The sequence below is a fragment of the Pseudomonas sp. I2 genome (assembly GCF_040984075.1).
GTDB classification, from domain to species: domain Bacteria; phylum Pseudomonadota; class Gammaproteobacteria; order Pseudomonadales; family Pseudomonadaceae; genus Aquipseudomonas; species Aquipseudomonas guariconensis_B.
In genome coordinates this window covers 1-16,862 of the sequence record NZ_JBCGFQ010000010.1, presented here as the reverse complement: position 1 = coordinate 16,862, position 16,862 = coordinate 1, and the positions used below count along the sequence as shown (strand labels likewise).

Sequence of the window (16,862 nt, the reverse complement as noted above, 5' to 3'; positions counted from 1 at the left end):
TAAGAAGAATTTTTCATAAACGCTATGCGAAAAAAAACTTATGCGGTCCAGGAAATACCGGACATTGTTCTAGTCATGGGCCGGTAAAACCCACTGCATTCGGCGTTTTTCGGGCGTCAGAAAAAGTTCCAGATCTTTTGCAGCTAAGGACACAGGCGACAACGGCAAAGATGGAATTTGGCGACAAAAAATTGTCATTAAATAGTGGCCATTTTCCATCAGTCTATCGTCGGATCCGTCCCGGCAGGGGGCGTTCGTCGTCCTCGTGACCACAGTGGCCCGAGGTGTACGAGACGGGCCGCTGGCCGCTTGGGCAGGCCTATCCGTCGCTGCGAAAAGCCTATCGGCAGGGGAGGCATGCGCATGGCTAAGTCAGTCGGTGTGGTCAGCAAGGTAGTCGGCCAGGTATTGGCGGTAGGTAGCGACGGTGGCCGTCGCCTGCTGGTGGAGGGCGACCGCCTGTTCGCCGGCGAACAGCTGGTAACCGGCGCCGCCGGTGCCGTGGCGGTGCGTTTGCACAACGGCGCCGAGCTCACCTTGGGCCGCGACAGTAGCCTGGAGATGACCACGGACCTGCTGGCCAACCGCGCCCCTCCTGTACAGACCCACGACACGCCGCCCAGCCAGGCCCAGCTCAGCGATGTCGAGCGCTTGCAACAGGCCATCGCCGCGGGCGCCGACCCGACCGAAGAAGCCGAGGCCCCCGCCGCGGGCAACAATGCCAATGGTGCCCCAGGCGCCCTGGGCGGCGGTCACACATTCGTGATGCTGACCGAGGTCGCCGGGCGGGTCGATCCGCAGATCGGCTTCCCCACGGCGGGCTTCAATGGCATTCCGGAGCTTGCCAACCGCTACCTGGGCGAGCGTAGCGTGGACGGCGACGGCAACCGGGGTGCACCGCTGCAGCCACCGCCGGTGAACCCGCCGGAGGATCACCCGGTGAGCCTGGAGGGGCTGGACGTCAAGCCTGGCGAGTTGCTGTTGGACGAGGCCCACCTGCCCGACGGCTCGGCCGCCGCCCCGTCGGCGCTGATCCAGCATGGCAGTTTCACGGTGGTGGCGCCCGATGGTGTGTTCAACCTCAGTGTCGGTGGTATCAGTGTGGTCACCGGTGGGGTGGTGATGGGTGTCGGCCAATCCATCACCACGCCCTTGGGCAATGTGCTCACCATCACCGGCTACGACTCGGCCACTGGCGTGGTGAGCTACAGCTACACCCTCAGCGGTGCCGAGCAGCACCCGAACGGGGCGGGGAGCAACACGCTGGGCGAGCACTTCCCGGTGCTGGTCAGCGACAGCGATGGCGATGTCGCCACTGGTTCGCTGGATGTGATCATCCGCGACGACGTGCCCAAGGCACGGGATGACACCAACGCCGTCACCGCCACCGAGCAGCACACCGAACTGACCGGCAATGTCCTGGCCAACGACCTGCAGGGCGCCGACCGTGTGCCGAGCGGCCCGGTGGTGGCCGGTACCTTCACCGGTACCTACGGCACCCTGGTGCTGGCTGCCGATGGTTCCTACACCTACACGCTCAACACCAACGATCCGGACTTCAAGAACCTGCCCGGTGGCGGCAAGGGGGTGGAAACCTTCACCTACACCCTTCGCGATGCCGATGGCGATACCAGCACCGCGACCCTGACCCTGAACGTCAGCAACCTGGACGACCCAGTGACCTTGGGCGGCCTGGACGTGAAAGGTGGCGAACTGACCGTGCACGAGAAGCACCTGGCCGATGGCAGCGCACCGAACCCGAGCGCCCTGACCCAGGCCAGCACCTTCACCGTGAGTGCGCCGGACGGCCTGCAGAGCCTGAACGTCGGCGGCATCAGCGTGGTCAGCGGCGGCACCGTGGCGGGCTTCCCGCAGTCGATCACCACGCCCTTGGGCAATACCCTGACCATCACCGGCTACGACCCCGCCACCGGGGTGGTGAGCTACAGCTATACCCTGCTCGACAACGAGGGGCATCCCAACGGCGGCGGCAACAACAGCCTGCAGGAGCAGTTCACCGTCATAGCCAAGGATACCGATGGCAGTACCGCCACCGGCAGCCTGGACGTGAACATCGTCGATGACGTGCCTACGGCCGAAGCCGACACCGCCAGCGTGGTCGAGGGCGGCACCGTCAGCGGCAATGTCCTGCACAACGATCAGTTGGGGGCCGACCAGGCAGGCACCGGCAATGTGGTGGTGGGGGCACGGGCCGGCGCCGACACCTCGACGTCGGCGATCGGCAACCTGAACACTGCCATCGTCGGCCAGTACGGCACGTTGACCATCGATGCGGCGGGCAACGCGGTGTACCAGGCCAACCCGAACGCAGTTGCCCCGCCCGGCGCCAGCGATGTGTTCGTCTATACCATTCGCGATACGGATGGCGATGAGAGCACCGCGACCATCACCATCAACGTGAACGACTGTTCACTGATCGCCGCTTCGGATAGCGAAGTGACCGTTTATGAGAAAGCCCTTGATCTGCTCAAAGACGGCAATGACCTGGCGGCCGGTACTGTCGAGGGTAGCGATCCGAATTCGACGGATGAAACCGCTTCCGGGTCCCTGGCTGGCTCGGTCAGTGGCGGCGTGGGTGCGCTGACGTTCAGTCTGGTGGGTAATGCCGTTGGCCAATACGGCCAGATTCAGCTGAACAGCGACGGCACCTACACCTATACCCTGACCTCGGCGCCGCAGTCGCCGAACCCTGGCAACGACGGTCCGAATACCGTCACCGAATCCTTCACCTACCAGGTCAAGGATTCGTTGGGCAACACGACCACCAACACCATCGTCATCACCATCGTCGATGACGTACCGACGGCTCACAGCGACTTCGCCAGTGTCACCGAAGGCGGTACGGTGGCCGGTAACGTGCTGGACAACGATGTGGTCGGTGCGGACGTGGTCAGTGATGGGAAATACGTGGTCGGCGTGCGTGCTGGCAACGACACTTCGACCTCCGCCACGGGCCAGCTCAATACCCAGGTGATGGGCCAGTATGGTTACCTGACCCTGGATGCCCAGGGCAACGCGGTCTACCACGCCAACCCCAACAGCGTGGCCCCGGCTGGTGCCACCGACACCTTCGTCTATACCATCCGCGATGCGGACGGTGACGAGAGCACTACGACCATCACCATCAGGATTGATGATTGCTCGTTGGTAGTGGGCGACGACACTGGTGTGACGGTCTACGAGAAATCGCTTGATTTGCTCAAGGACGGTAACGACCTGGCGGCGGGTACTGTCGAGGGCAGTGATCCGCATTCGACGGGCGAGACTGCTTCCGGGTCTTTGGCGAGTTCGGTCAGCGGTGGTGTGGGAACACTGACATTCAGCTTGGTGGGTAACGCCGTCGGTCAATACGGCCAGATTCAGCTGAACAGCGATGGCACCTACACCTATACGCTGACCTCGGCGCCGCAGTCGCCGAACCCTGGCAACGATGGGCCCAATACCGTCACCGAATCCTTCACTTACCAGGTCAAGGATTCACAGGGCAATTCGACTACCAGCACTATCGTCATCACCATCGTCGATGACGTGCCCAGGGCACATTGCGATGAAACCTCGGTGATCGAGGGCGGGACCGTATCCGGCAACGTGCTCGACAACGACATAGTCGGTGCGGATGTGGTCAGTGACGGGAAATACGTGGTCGGCGTGCGTGCTGGCAACGATGCTTCGACCTCCGCCACGGGCCAGCTCAATACCCAGGTGATGGGTCAGTACGGCTACCTCACCCTGGATGCCCAGGGCAATGCGGTCTACCACGCCAACCCCAACAGCGTGGCCCCGGCTGGTGCCACCGACACCTTCGTCTACACCATCCGCGACGCAGACGGCGATGAAAGCACCACGACCATCACCATCAACGTGCGCGACAGCAAGATGGTCGCCTGCGAGGACCGCGACGTCACCGTCTACGAGAAGGCCCTGGACCTGTGCAAGGATGGCCACGACCTGGCCGCCGGGACCGTGATCGGCAGCGATCCGCACTCGACTGGCGAGACGGCGTCCGGCTCCCTGGTCGGCTCGGTCATCGGCGGTGTCGGTGCACTGACCTACAGCCTGGTGGGTAATGCTGCCGGCCAGTACGGCCAGATTCAACTGAACAGCGATGGCACCTACACCTATACGCTGACCTCGGCGCCTCAGTCGCCGAACCCTGGCAACGATGGGCCCAATACCGTCACCGAATCCTTCACCTACCAGGTCAAGGACTCCCTGGGCAACACGACGACCAACAGCATCGTCATCACCATCGTCGACGACGTGCCCAGGGCACATTGCGATGAAACCTCGGTAATCGAGGGCGGGACCGTATCCGGCAACGTGCTCGACAACGACGTGGTCGGCGCGGACGTGGTCAGTGATGGGAAGTACGTGGTCGGTGTACGCGCCGGGTCGGACACATCGTCCTCGGCGACGGGCCAGCTCAATACCCAGGTGATGGGCCAGTACGGCTACCTGACGCTGGATGCGAAGGGCAACGCGATCTACCACGCCAACCCCAACAGCGTGCCGCCGTCCGGCGCCACCGACACCTTCGTCTACACCATCCGCGACGCAGACGGCGATGAAAGCACCACGACCATCACCATCAACGTGCGCGACAGCAAGATGGTCGCCTGCGAGGACCGCGACGTCACCGTCTACGAGAAGGCCCTGGACCTGTGCAAGGATGGCCACGATCTGGCCGCCGGGACCGTGACCGGCAGCGATCCGCACTCGACTGGCGAGACGGCGTCTGGCTCGCTGGCCGGCTCGGTCATCGGTGGCGTGGGCGCGCTGACCTACAGCCTGATGGACCACGCCGTGGGGCAGTATGGGCAGATCCACCTCAACAGCAACGGCACCTACACTTATACCCTGACCTCGGCGCCAAAGTCGCCGACCCCTGGCAACGATGGGCCCAATACCGTCACCGAATCCTTCACCTACCAGGTCAAGGACTCCCTGGGCAACACGACGACCAACAGCATCGTCATCACCATCGTCGACGACGTGCCCAGGGCACATTGCGATGAAACCTCGGTGATCGAAGGCCGCACGGTGACTGGCAACGTGCTGGACAACGACATAGTCGGCGCGGATGTGGTCAATGACGGGAAGTATGTGGTCGGCGTGCGCGCCGGGTCGGACACCTCATCCTCGGCGACGGGCCAGCTCAATACCCAGGTGATGGGCCAGTACGGCTACCTGACGCTGGATGCGAAGGGCAACGCGGTCTACCACGCCAAACCCAACAGCGTGCCGCCGTCCGGCGCCACCGACACCTTCGTCTACACCATCCGCGACGCAGACGGCGATGAAAGCACCACGACCATCACCATCAACGTGCGCGACAGCAAGATGGTCAGTTGCTGGGACAGCGACACCAACGCCTACCAGAAGATTCTCGACTTGCACCGCAGCGCCTTCTCCGGCTCGTTCGGCTCGATGACCGCCGCCCTGGTGATCGCGGGCTACCTGGGGGCGATCAGCAATGGCAACGCCAACGAGGGGGATGTGATCAACGTTACCCTACGCAAGGGCGAGACCCTCAAGCTCGACCACGACCACCCCATGGGCAACCTGATGATGGAATGGAAGGCGGCCAGCGGCGGTTACCAGGCCATTGCCAATGGCGACAGTTTCACGGCCAGCCATGACGGGGTGTACAGCATCCACCTGGCTCGTGCGGCAGATGCTTCAGGTAACGACAAGGCCGCAGAGAAATACAACCTCAACATGCTGATCGACTATAGCCACGCCGAGCGCGGGGCCTTCAGCGGCAGCGATACCCACAACGACCACCCAGGCGGCAGCGCCTCCGCCACGGCGAGCATCGTCTACCCGGGCGAGCATACCCTCGACGGCACGCCAGGCGACGATGTGCTGGTGGGCGGCGAGGGCAACGACACCCTCCAGGGCGGTGATGGCGACGACCTGCTGATCGGTGGGGCTGGCATCGACACGGCCAGCTATGCCTCGGCCGACGCTGGGGTGGTCGTCGACCTCAGCGCGGGCGGGCCGCAGGACACCGGTGGTGCCGGTATCGACACCCTGGTGGGCATCGAAAACCTGATCGGCTCGGACCATGACGACACCTTGATCGGCAATGGCGCCGATAACCTGCTCATCGCAGGGCTGGGCAACGACGTGCTCAAGGGCGGTGCGGGCAACGATATTCTCATCGGTGGGCCGGGCAACGATACCCTGAGCGGTGGCAGCGGCAACGACACCTTCGTCTGGCAGAAGGGCGACACCGGCCATGACACGGTCACCGACTTCACGCCGGGCAGCGACAGTCTCGATCTGTCGCAGTTGCTCCAGGGGGAGAGCGCCAGCGCCGCGTCGCTGGACGACTACCTGCACTTCAAGGTCAACGGCACCGGTACCGAGGTGGTCTCGACCATCGAGGTCAGCAGCGTGGCAGGCGCCGCGCCGACCCAGACCATCGACCTGGCCGGGGTCGACCTTGCCCAGCACTATGGCGTCGCGGCGGGTGCGGGAGGGATGATCGCGGCGGGGCAGGATACGGCGACCATCATCAATGGCATGCTCAACGATCATTCGTTGAAGGTGGATACGGTGTGAGGGGGGCGGTATTCCTGTTGGTCCCACTGGCGCAGTTTTTCCAACGGGTGGTGGGGTGAGATTTCGGGCATATTCGCGGGCAAGCCCGCTCACATGATCCTGCACGCCACTTCACTTGCGGCGCCCCAGATTCTGCGGAATTTGGGGCCGCTTCGTGCCCCATCGCCGGCAAGCCGGCGCCCAGGGTCCGGCGGTGCTCGCGAATCATGTGCCATGCAGGGATATCTGTGGAAGCCGGCTTGTCGGCTATAGGCTGCGAAGCAGCCCCAACAGGCATCGGGGTTTGCCCTTGCCATCTACCCCAGGCCAGGCTGGCGTTGCGGTGCAAACGATGGTCGCAACCATGGTACCTGCATCGCTCCTGCAGGCTAGACTCCCACGCGGACCTTCCGTGAGCACCGCCATGACCCCGTCGAATGCCAAACCCAAGCGCCATATACATCGCCCCACCGAAGTCTGTTGGCAACCCATGCGCCTCGGCGATCGCTTGCTGGATGGCGTCGCCTGGACGACCCTGGCTGATACCGGCCCCTGGCAGGGCTATTGGATGAAAATGAGCCCCGGCAGCCGCTCGCTGCCGCACCGGCATACAGCCACAGAGCTGTTGCAGATACTGGAAGGGGAGGTAATGGATGCCGACGGCCAGGTGTTCCACGCCGGCGACAGCCTGGTCTACGGTCCCGACTCCGAACACTGGCTGTATTCGCCACAGGGCTGCCTGCTACTGGTGATCGAGTCGGTGCCTTCGAGGCTCTGCAACTGAGTTTCAACCAGGCCGGCGCAAGGTCTTCTGTTTGAGAATATACAAGCTCACCAGCACCGCGCTGGCGAGCATGAAGGCGCGCGCCCAGAACAGCGGTACCAGGTAGCACGACAGGCTGATGCTGGCCCACATCAGGCCGATGGCGTAGACCTTGCCCCTGAGCGGGATGCCGGCGCCGCTCAGGTAGTCGCGGATCCACGGGCCCAGCTTGGGGTGATGGACCAGCCAATGGTGGAAACGCGGCGAGCTGCGGGCGAAACAGGCCGCCGCGAGCAGCAGGAAGGGCGTGGTGGGCAACACCGGCAAGAAGATTCCCAGCACCCCCAGCGCAACGCTGAGCCAGCCAATGGCCAGCAGCAGGTAGCGCACAGCTGGCTCAGTGATGGCGCGGCTTGAGCAGGGCCGGTTTCTCGTCAGGGGCGTGCAGCAGCAGGAACAGCGCGGTCAGTGCCTCGGGGATCTGCACGATCATGTCGTCCTGCAGGCTGGCATTGCTGGCGATGTCGGCGAACTCGGGTTGTTCGTCGAACAGGCCCGAGCCGACCATGATCGGCAGCAGCATCTCGCTGACTTCCTCCTCGGCGTTCTCGAACCAGGCTTCCTCCCGCAGGAAAACGCCTTCCATGAAGCCGATGCACCAGCCGCGCAGGTCGGAATCGTCCGGCTCGTCGGTCAGGTCCAGGTCGCAAGGCAGCTCGAATTCGTCGTCGCTGGCCAGCTGGCGGCCGATATGCGCCTTGAGCGCCACCAGCGTGGCCTCGATCTCGGTGCGCTGGGCTTCGCTGGCGTAGTGGGGCTCTTCGGCGAACAGCGCGTCGATCCACTCGCGCTCGGGGACGTCTTCCGAGCAGATCGACAGCGCGGTCAGGTAGCCATGGGCGGCGACGTAGTCCAGCGCTTCCTCGTGCAGATCGTCGGCGTCGAGGAAGGCTTGCAGGCGGGTCAATTGCTCGGCGAAGGACATTACAGGGCTACCTTGGGGGAATAAACGATAGTGAATTCTAGCACCTTGCGGCGGATGCGGGGCAAAGGGAACGTCTGTCGCGGGAAGATCCCGGGGCACCCTGTGCAGCCGGGCAGTGGGGTATAATCCGCGATTTTTCATCCAGGGGCGCCGTTTCCCGGTCCTCCGGCAAAAGCCGCTTACGCATTCACGAGTGTGGGCAGCGGGTTTTTCGTCCAGCCTGTGTCCAGGATGGTATGGCGATTTTGGAGTGTGCAATGCTCGAACAGGCTCAGCGTGTCCTCAAGGATATCTTCGGCTACGACAGTTTCCGGGGGCGCCAGGCAGCGATCATCGAATGCGTGGCCAGTGGCGGCGATGCGCTGGTGCTGATGCCCACCGGTGGTGGCAAGTCCCTGTGCTTCCAGGTGCCGGCGCTGTTGCGCCCAGGCCTGGCGGTCGTGGTCTCGCCGCTGATCGCGCTGATGGATGACCAGGTCGCTACCCTCGACGAGCTGGGCGTAGCCGCTGCGTCGCTGAACTCGACCCTGAGCCCCGAGCAGCAACGCGAGCTGGCCGGGCGCCTGCGCCGCGGCGAGGTGAAGCTTTTGTACCTGGCGCCGGAGCGCTTGGTGCAGCCGCGCATGCTGGAGTTCCTGCGCACCCTGGACATCGCCCTGTTCGCCATCGACGAGGCCCACTGTGTCTCGCAATGGGGCCACGACTTCCGTCCCGAGTACCTGCAGTTGGGCCAATTGGCCGAGCTGTTCCCCCATGTGCCGCGCATCGCCCTGACCGCCACGGCCGACATGCGCACCCGCGAAGAGATCGTCCAGCGCCTGCACCTGCAGGGGGCCGAGCGTTTCCTGTCGAGTTTCGACCGGCCGAACATCTTCTACCGCATCGTGCCCAAGGAGTCGCCGCGCAAGCAGTTGATGGCGTTTCTCGGCGAGCGGCGGGGCAACGCCGGTATCGTCTACTGCCTGTCACGCAAGAAGGTCGACGAAACCGCCGCCTTCCTCTGCGAGCAGGGCTTCCCGGCCTTGCCCTACCATGCAGGCCTTGCCGCCGAGACTCGTTCGGCCAACCAGCACCGCTTCCTCAACGAGGAAGGGCTGATCATGGTCGCCACCATCGCCTTCGGCATGGGCATCGACAAGCCCAACGTGCGCTTCGTCGCCCACCTGGACCTGCCCAAGTCGCTGGAAGCCTACTACCAGGAAACCGGCCGTGCCGGCCGTGATGGCCTGCCGTCCGACGCCTGGATGGCCTACGGCCTGCAGGACATGGTGATGCTCAAGCAGATGCTGCAGAACTCCGACGGCGACGAGCGCCACAAGCGCATCGAGCAGCACAAGCTCGACGCCATGCTCGCCCTCTGCGAGGAAACCCGCTGCCGCCGCCAGGCCCTGCTGGCGTATTTCGACGAGGTCCTCGAGCAACCTTGCGGCCATTGCGACAACTGCGTCGACCAGATCCAGACCTGGGACGCCACCGAGCCGGCCCGCCAGGCATTGTCGGCGGTGTACCGCACGGGCCAGCGCTACGGCGTCGGCCACCTGGTCGACGTGCTGCTGGGCAAGGACACCGAGAAGGTGCGCAACTTCGGCCATGAGAAGCTTTCGGTGTTCGGTGTCGGCAAGGCCATGGCGGAGGTCGAATGGCGTTCGCTGTTCCGTCAACTGGTGGCCCGTGGCTTGGTGGACATCGACCTGGAGGGCTACGGCGGCCTGCGGCTGTCCGACAGTTGCCGGCCGCTGCTGCGTGGCGAAGTGAACCTGCAACTGCGCCGCGATCTCAAGCCGCAGGCCGTGGCCAAGGCCTCCGGCGGCAGCCCGGCCAGCCAATTGGTGCGTGGCGAGGAGCGCGAGCTGTGGGAGGCCCTGCGTGCCCTGCGGCGCAAGCTGGCCGAGGAACACAGCGTGCCGCCGTATGTCATCTTCCCCGACTCGACGCTGCTGGAGATGCTGCGCAGCCAGCCGACCAGCCTCAGCGAGATGGCCCAGGTCAGTGGGGTCGGTGCGCGCAAGCTGGAGCGCTACGGCCAGGCCTTCCTCGAGGTGCTCAACGGCGGCAGCGGCGAAGCGGCGCCGAAGGTGGTGCTCGACCTGCGTCACGAACTGGTCAGCCTGGCTCGCGCCGGCATGACCCCGGCACAGATCGCCGGCCAGCTCGACTGCACCGAGAAGAATGTCTACAACTTGCTGGCCGAGGCCATCGGCCGCCAGGAACTGAGCCTGGAGCAGGCCCTGGATCTGCCTGAGGACCTGTTGATGGAGGTGCAGGACACCTTCCTCGATGGCGAAGGCGAGTTGCCGCCGGTGTCTGCGGTGATCCCGCAGTTCGGGTCGCGGGTGCCGGAAGGGGTACTGCATTGCGTACGGGCGGCGCTGGCGGCGGAGTTCGAACTCTGATCGCCGGCATTTCGGCCATCCGCTGACCTTTGTCATCCTTTTTGACGATTATCGGACGTTTCCGGGCTGGCGAGCCTTGCCTGTTGGCCCGGGGCATGGTTAGCTGACTAACAATTAGTTCTATCCATAGAGTTGCTTATGCCCCTGACCGACAACCAACACCGCTTCGGCATGCAGCTGGCGCAGATGTCTCGCGGCTGGCGCGCCGAGCTGGACCGCCGCCTGGCTGGGCTCAATCTGTCCCAGGCCCGCTGGCTGGTGCTCCTGCACCTGGCCCGTTTCGAGGAGGCGCCGACCCAACGCGAGTTGGCCCAGAGCGTGGGCGTCGAAGGCCCGACACTGGCACGCCTGCTCGACAGCCTGGAGAGCCAGGGGCTGGTACGTCGCCAGGCGGTGATGGAGGATCGGCGGGCCAAGAAGATCCTGCTGTGCCCGCCGGCCAAGCCGTTGATCGAGCAGATCGAGACCATCGCCAATGCCTTGCGGGTGGAGCTGTTCACCGGGGTCGACGAGGCCGACCTGGAGGTCTGCATGCGGGTGCATGCCAAGATCCTCGCCAATCTCGAGAAGTCCTGAGCTACAAGCTTCAAGCGGCAAGCCACAAGAACAAGCGGATCGATGTTGCCCACGCGATCCGTTTTTTCTTGTGGCTTGCCGCTTGCCGCTCAGAACGTGTGCCCGAGGTTGAGGTATACCGCCTTTTCGTGCTCGCTGTTGGCGCCGTAGCTGAGGTTCAGCGGGCCCAGCGGTGTCTCCAGGCCGAGGAAGATGCTCGCCGCATTGATGTAGCCACTGTCGAATTCGTTGTCGTTGTTCCACGCCCGTCCGCGTTCCAGTGATCCGCCCAGGTACAGCGGGAAGTCCAGCGGCAGGTAGGCCCGAGGGGTGAGGCGGCGGTAGTAGACCATGCGCACCAGGCTCATGTTCTGGCCGGATACCGAGTCCTGGCGAAAGCCCGACAACTGCCGGGCGCCGCCAAACACGAAGCTCGAGGTCACCACCTCCGTCTTGTCCAGGGTACGGCCGTATTGCCCGCCCAGTACCCAGGTGTTCGGGCCGATGCTCAAGGCCTTGTCCAGGTTGAAGATCCATTGCCGGTAGTTCTCGTCCGAATCCAGGGAGGTGTCGTACTTGCGCAGGCTCAGGCCGATCTCTTCGCCGCTGTGGGGGAAGTACAGGTTGTCGAGGGTGTCGAACGAGTACTTCAGCTCGTAGAAGCCCTCGTTGAAACTGACCTTGGGCAGGTCCTGGTCGCCGATGCGCACCTCGGCCTCGCCCCAGGCCTTGCCCACGCCCAAGCGCACCTCGCCGTAGGTGCCGATCTGCCGACCGAGGTTCAGGCCGAAGCCGTAGCGCTCCAGGCGGTACTCGGCGATCGGGTCGTTGTCCAGGGTCGCCTCGATGTTCTGCGAACCCAGGTCCAGGTAGGGCGCGATGAAGTAACGCGAGCCCACGTCCAGGGGCTGGTAGAACTCGCTGTAGAGCTCCTGCTGGTCGCCGATCTGGGCGCGGGTCAACCATTCCGCGCCCAGCCGGTTGATGCCGTTGACCCGGTAGCTGGCGCCCAGGTTGAAGGCGCTGTCGCCGCGCATGTCGTCCGACAGGTTCAGCCCCAGGCGCAGGTAGTCGGTGCCGCCACGCTTGCCTCGGGCGTTGATCACCAGCGTGTTGTCGTCACCCTTGTGCACCACCCGGTACTGCACCCGGTCGAAGTAATCCAGGCCGTAGAGCGTGCCCATGTCGGTCTGCAGGCGGTCGAGCTCCAGCGGCTCGCCCAGGGGCTGGCGGATGTAGTAGCGGATCACGTCGTCGCTGACCTTGGAGTCGTTCTCCACCTTGATCGCGGTGATGACGGGGGTGCGTTGGCGCGGCGAACGGGCGATCGCCAAGCCGCTGTCGCCCTCCTGGCGCAGCGCGGCCAGGCGTGCATCGAGCGCGCGGGTGGCGCGGTAGCCGGCGTCGATCATGTCCTGGGCACGGCCGAAATCGGTCACGCCGAACGCCGCCAGGGGCGGTTCGATGAGGATGTCTTCGCTGCGCAGGCTGGCCAATTGCTCCTCGGAGTTACGCCGGGTCATCAGGGTGATCGACTGGTTGAGCACATCGACCACCGTGGCCAGTTGCTTGCGGTCGCGCAGGGGTGTGCCGATATCGACCACGATGGCCAGGTCGACACCCATGTCGCGGGCCACGTCCAGCGGGATGTTGTCGACCATGCCGCCGTCCACCAGCAGGCGGCCGTCCAGCTCCACCGGGGCGAACACCGCCGGGATCGACATGCTGGCGCGGATCACCTGGGGCAGGTGGCCGCGGCTGAACACCACCTTCTCGCCGCTGGCGATGTCGGTGGCCACGGCGCGGAAGGGGATCGGCAGCTTGTCGAAGTCGCGGGTGTCGGCGGTGTGGGCCAGCTTGCTCTCCAGCAGCAGGGACAGGTTCTGGCCCTGGATCACGCCCAGGGGCAGGCCGAGGCTGCCATCGTCGCGAAAGCTCAGCTTCTGCTTGACCAGGAAGTCACGGTCGTCCTGCTTGCGCCGGAACGGTACGTCCTTGCGCGGCGGTGCGTCGGACAGGGCCTGTTGCCAGTCGAGGGTCCTGGCCAGTTTCTCCAGCTCCTCGACGCTATAGCCGGAGGCGTACAGCCCGCCGATCACCGCGCCCATGCTGGTGCCGGCGATGGCATCGATGCGCACCCCCTGTTCCTCCAGGGCCTTGAGCACACCGATATGCGCCAGGCCGCGGGCAGCGCCGCCGGACAGCACCAGGCCGACCTTGGGCCGGGCGGGTTCCGCAGCCAGGGCGGTGAAGGAGGTGAGCGTCAGCAGGAGGCAGAACAGCAGGCGGCGCATCGTGGGTCTCAAAGCGGTGGGCAAAGACCGCTAGTATAAGCGGCCACCCACCAGGAGAGGTCCACCCATGGCCAATACCAAGCCAGAAATCGTTATCACGTATTGCACCCAGTGCCAGTGGCTGCTGCGCGCTGCCTGGCTGGCCCAGGAGTTGTTGAGCACGTTCGCCGACGACCTCGGCCGGGTGGCCCTGGAGCCGGGCACCGGCGGGGTGTTCCGCATCACCTGCGATGGTGTGCAGCTCTGGGAGCGCAAGGCCGATGGCGGTTTCCCCGAAGCCAAGGTGCTCAAGCAGCGGCTGCGCGACCATATCGATCCGCAGCGTGACCTGGGCCACAACGATCGTTGATCAGGCGCCTTCGGCCATGGGCCGTTGCCGGGGCGGCTGCTCGGCGGCCAGGCGGCTGGACAGCACGATGGCGACGATGATCAGCACGCCGCCGGCGAGCATGCGCAGGGTCGGCGTTTCGGCGAACACCACCCAGGCCATGGCGATACCGTAGACCGGCTCCATGCCGAACACCACCGCGGCGGTACGCGCCTTGATCACCGCCAGGCTGGCGACGAACAGGCTGTGGGCGACGCCGGTGCAGAAGATGCCGAGCAGGGCGATCCACAGCCAGTCCATCGGCGTGACGACACCCAGGCCGGGGGCGGCCACCGGCAGCAGGCACAGGGCCACCACGAGGTTCTGCCACAGCGCCGCCTGTACCGCCGGCAGGCGCCCGGAGCCTGCACGGTTGACCAGCGACAGCAGCGAGAACAGCAGGCCGGACAGCAGCGCCCAGAGCAGCCCGCCGGTGGCCTCGCTGGCCAGGTCGAACTCGGGCGTGACCAGCACCAGGCCGATGCTGACCAGCAGCACCAGCAGCGCCTCGTTGCGGCGGATTCGCTCGCGGAACAGCAGGCCCTCGAGGATCACCGTGAAGGCCGGGAAACTGGCGAAGCCCAGGGTGGCGATGGCCACGCCGCCGACCTTGACGGCGACGAAGAAGCTCACCCAGTGCCCGGCCAGCAGCACGCCGCCAAGCGACAGGCGGCGCAGGTCGTGACGCTTGAGTGGCTGCCAGCTCTGGCGCGCCAGGCTGGCGAACAGGCCCAGGGCGAGCACCGCGAAGGCGGCGCGGCCGAAGACGATGATCGCGGGGCTGGCGCTGGCGGCCAGTTTGCCGAAGACGCCAGTGAGGCCGAAGAACAGCGCGCCGATGTGCAGGGCGCCGAGGGCGGTGCGGTGGTTCATGGTCATCCTTTGTGACAACGGTCGTTGACCCTGTGTGTCCATCTTCAGGTTCGAGGGGCTCTCGCGGTGGGGCGTCAGTCTACGAGCATGGCCAGCGGGTGTCTGTCGCCATCCTCGCGTCAGTTGTCGTCAGGCTCGCGGCGCAAGGCCATGGGTGAGTGACCGAAGTCTCGGAGCATGGCGGCACTGAAGGCGCTCTGCGAGCTATAACCGACCTGGGCGGCGATCTCGCCGACCGGCAGCTGGGTTTCCTTGAGCAGGCGACGAGCCTTGAGCAGGCGGCGCTGGCGGATGTAGTCCATGGGTGTCAGGCCGCATTCGGCGGTGAAGCGCGCATGCAGGCGTGCCGTGGAGAGGCCGGCCAGGCGGGCCAGGTCGGCCACTTGCAGGGGGTAGGCGGCATGCTGCTCGATATGGGTATCGAACGCCGCATAGGGCAGGCGCCGTTGCGGCACGCCGGGCGCGGCATGGGCGTTGAGGCTGGCCAGCAGCAGGGCCGCGCCCTGGCGGGCGATCAGCGGGTCGTCCACGGGGCTGGCGGCGAGCCAGTCCACCAACTGCTGTTGGCGGCTGTCCAGGCCCAGGGTGACGGGGCGATCGAGCAGGCGGCGGCTGGTGTCGGCGTGCTCGCCCAGTTGTTCGCGTAACCAGTGTTCGCCCGGGATGTCCAGCACCAGGCAATGGCTGCCGGCCGTACTGCCACAGGTATGGTGGGTGCCGGCCGGCACCACCATCAGGTCCTGGCGGTCGATCCGTGCGCCGCGGCCTTGCACCTCGAAGTCCAGGCGCCCGCGCAGGCCGAACACCAGTTGTGGGTGCTCGTGGCTGTGGGCGATCAGATCATCGCGGTAATGGCGCAGGGAAAGGAGCGGGCCTGTGTGCATGGGGGGCCTCCTGGGCAGGGCACCATTGTACACAGCGGGTGGGGCCTGATCATTGGCAAGCCGGTTTCCACAGCGCTTTTGCCAACGCACAAGCGACCAGCCGTCACGCGACTGCCACCAGCCTGTCACCTGGACCTGCCAGTCTCCAGCAAACAGCGCCGGAGGCCACCCCATGACCCACGTCGAACTCGCCCGCCCGTCACGCAAGCAGCGCGTGCGCACCCTGTGGATCTCCGACGTGCACCTGGGCACCCGGGATTGCCAGGCCGAGCACCTGTCGCATTTCCTCAAGCGTTACCAGGCCGACCGCCTCTACCTGGTCGGCGATATCATCGATGGCTGGAAGCTGCGCGGCGGCATCTACTGGCCCCAGGCACACACCAACGTCATCCGCCGCCTGTTGACCATGAGCAAGCGCGGTACCGAGGTGATCTACGTCACTGGCAACCATGACGAATTCCTGCGCCGCTACTCGAAGCTGGTCCTGGGCAACATCCAACTGGTGGACGAGGCGGAACACCTGACCGCCGATGGCCGGCGCCTGCTGGTGATCCATGGCGACCAGTTCGACGTGATCACCCGCTACCACCGCTGGTTGGCCTTCCTCGGCGACCGCGCCTACGAGTTCACCCTGGTGCTCAACCGCTGGCTCAACCACTGGCGGGCCCGTTATGGCTATGGTTACTGGTCGTTGTCGGCGTACCTCAAGCACAAGGTCAAGGGCGCGGTGAACTTCATCAGCGATTTCGAGGACGCCATCGCCCACGAGTGCACCCGGCGTGGCTTCCATGGCGTGGTCTGCGGGCACATCCACCATGCCGAGATCCGCCAGGTTGGCGCGGTGGAATACCTCAACTGCGGCGACTGGGTGGAATCCTGCACCGCCCTGATCGAACACTGGGATGGCAGCATCGAGCTGTACCGCTTCGCCGAGGCCCAGGCGCGCGAAGCCGCCGAGCGGCAGGTCGGGGTGCAGGAAGCGGTGTAGGTCTCGTTAAGGGGCAGGGGCCGGATGATGGAGCAGGCGGTTTTTGCTGGACCTGTCCCGTGACAGCGGACGCCAAGAAGCGATACTTAGATCGCTATCTTGGAGGTTGCCATGTACCCGAGCACTCGCCGTAACTACACCGATGAGTTCAAGGCTCAGGCCGTTGCGCTAGCTGAAAGCGTTGGCAGAACCG

11 protein-coding genes are annotated in these 16,862 nt (G+C 65.1%); 6 read left to right on the top strand and 5 right to left on the bottom strand.

Going from position 1 to position 16,862, the window contains the following annotated elements; all coding sequences use genetic code 11:
• Positions 1–363 precede the first annotated feature (363 nt).
• Both WCE05_RS07010 and WCE05_RS07005 read left to right on the top strand, forming a co-directional pair.
• A complete protein-coding gene (locus WCE05_RS07010; RefSeq protein WP_368815654.1) occupies positions 364–6,588 on the top strand; it encodes a retention module-containing protein in 6,225 nt (2,074 codons plus the stop codon).
• A gap of 403 nt (positions 6,589–6,991) precedes the next feature.
• Positions 6,992–7,351, top strand: coding sequence for a cupin domain-containing protein (locus tag WCE05_RS07005; protein ID WP_225789760.1), 360 nt, complete (start codon positions 6,992–6,994; stop codon positions 7,349–7,351).
• 3 nt (positions 7,352–7,354) lie between these two features.
• Here WCE05_RS07005 and WCE05_RS07000 read toward each other — a convergent pair whose 3' ends face one another.
• The gene (locus WCE05_RS07000; RefSeq protein ID WP_225789759.1) at positions 7,355–7,720 is read right to left on the bottom strand and encodes a YbaN family protein; all 366 of its coding nucleotides are present in this window, start codon (positions 7,718–7,720) and stop codon (positions 7,355–7,357) included.
• 7 nt (positions 7,721–7,727) lie between these two features.
• Complete coding sequence (locus WCE05_RS06995) at positions 7,728–8,315, bottom strand: YecA family protein (RefSeq protein ID WP_225789758.1); 588 nt, start codon at positions 8,313–8,315, stop codon at positions 7,728–7,730.
• A gap of 257 nt (positions 8,316–8,572) precedes the next feature.
• On the opposite strand from WCE05_RS06995, the gene recQ reads away from it, so the two are divergent.
• Both recQ and WCE05_RS06985 read left to right on the top strand, forming a co-directional pair.
• Positions 8,573–10,708: a DNA helicase RecQ gene (gene recQ, locus WCE05_RS06990; protein ID WP_225789757.1), complete on the top strand. Its 2,136-nt coding sequence runs from the start codon at positions 8,573–8,575 to the stop codon at positions 10,706–10,708.
• A 138-nt stretch (positions 10,709–10,846) separates the two neighbouring features.
• A complete protein-coding gene (locus tag WCE05_RS06985) occupies positions 10,847–11,284 on the top strand; it encodes a MarR family transcriptional regulator (protein ID WP_225789756.1) in 438 nt (145 codons plus the stop codon).
• A gap of 89 nt (positions 11,285–11,373) precedes the next feature.
• Here WCE05_RS06985 and WCE05_RS06980 read toward each other — a convergent pair whose 3' ends face one another.
• Positions 11,374–13,557, bottom strand: a complete 2,184-nt coding sequence (locus WCE05_RS06980; protein ID WP_225789755.1) for a patatin-like phospholipase family protein — start codon at positions 13,555–13,557, stop codon at positions 11,374–11,376.
• Between the two features lie 67 nt (positions 13,558–13,624).
• Here WCE05_RS06980 and WCE05_RS06975 point away from each other — a divergent pair, with 67 nt between their 5' ends.
• Complete coding sequence (locus WCE05_RS06975) at positions 13,625–13,906, top strand: SelT/SelW/SelH family protein (RefSeq protein WP_225789754.1); 282 nt, start codon at positions 13,625–13,627, stop codon at positions 13,904–13,906.
• On the opposite strand, the gene WCE05_RS06970 is transcribed toward WCE05_RS06975, so the two are convergent.
• Entirely contained in the window at positions 13,907–14,797 is an 891-nt protein-coding gene (locus WCE05_RS06970; RefSeq protein ID WP_253104646.1) for a DMT family transporter, read from the bottom strand.
• A gap of 119 nt (positions 14,798–14,916) precedes the next feature.
• Entirely contained in the window at positions 14,917–15,681 is a 765-nt protein-coding gene (locus WCE05_RS06965; RefSeq protein ID WP_368815653.1) for a helix-turn-helix domain-containing protein, read from the bottom strand.
• 172 nt (positions 15,682–15,853) lie between these two features.
• Between WCE05_RS06965 and WCE05_RS06960 the strand changes: the two genes are divergently transcribed.
• Entirely contained in the window at positions 15,854–16,669 is an 816-nt protein-coding gene (locus WCE05_RS06960) for a UDP-2,3-diacylglucosamine diphosphatase (protein ID WP_225789751.1), read from the top strand.
• Positions 16,670–16,862 lie beyond the last annotated feature (193 nt).

Coding starts and splice junctions, on each gene's coding strand:
- WCE05_RS07010 (WP_368815654.1), top strand. CDS start 364: ATGGCTAAGTCAGTCGGTGTGGTCAGCAAGGTAGTCGGCCAGGTATTG.
- WCE05_RS07005 (WP_225789760.1), top strand. CDS start 6,992: ATGACCCCGTCGAATGCCAAACCCAAGCGCCATATACATCGCCCCACC.
- WCE05_RS06995 (WP_225789758.1), bottom strand. CDS start 8,315: ATGTCCTTCGCCGAGCAATTGACCCGCCTGCAAGCCTTCCTCGACGCC.
- recQ (WP_225789757.1), top strand. CDS start 8,573: ATGCTCGAACAGGCTCAGCGTGTCCTCAAGGATATCTTCGGCTACGAC.
- WCE05_RS06985 (WP_225789756.1), top strand. CDS start 10,847: ATGCCCCTGACCGACAACCAACACCGCTTCGGCATGCAGCTGGCGCAG.
- WCE05_RS06980 (WP_225789755.1), bottom strand. CDS start 13,557: ATGCGCCGCCTGCTGTTCTGCCTCCTGCTGACGCTCACCTCCTTCACC.
- WCE05_RS06975 (WP_225789754.1), top strand. CDS start 13,625: ATGGCCAATACCAAGCCAGAAATCGTTATCACGTATTGCACCCAGTGC.
- WCE05_RS06970 (WP_253104646.1), bottom strand. CDS start 14,797: ATGAACCACCGCACCGCCCTCGGCGCCCTGCACATCGGCGCGCTGTTC.
- WCE05_RS06965 (WP_368815653.1), bottom strand. CDS start 15,681: ATGCACACAGGCCCGCTCCTTTCCCTGCGCCATTACCGCGATGATCTG.
- WCE05_RS06960 (WP_225789751.1), top strand. CDS start 15,854: ATGACCCACGTCGAACTCGCCCGCCCGTCACGCAAGCAGCGCGTGCGC.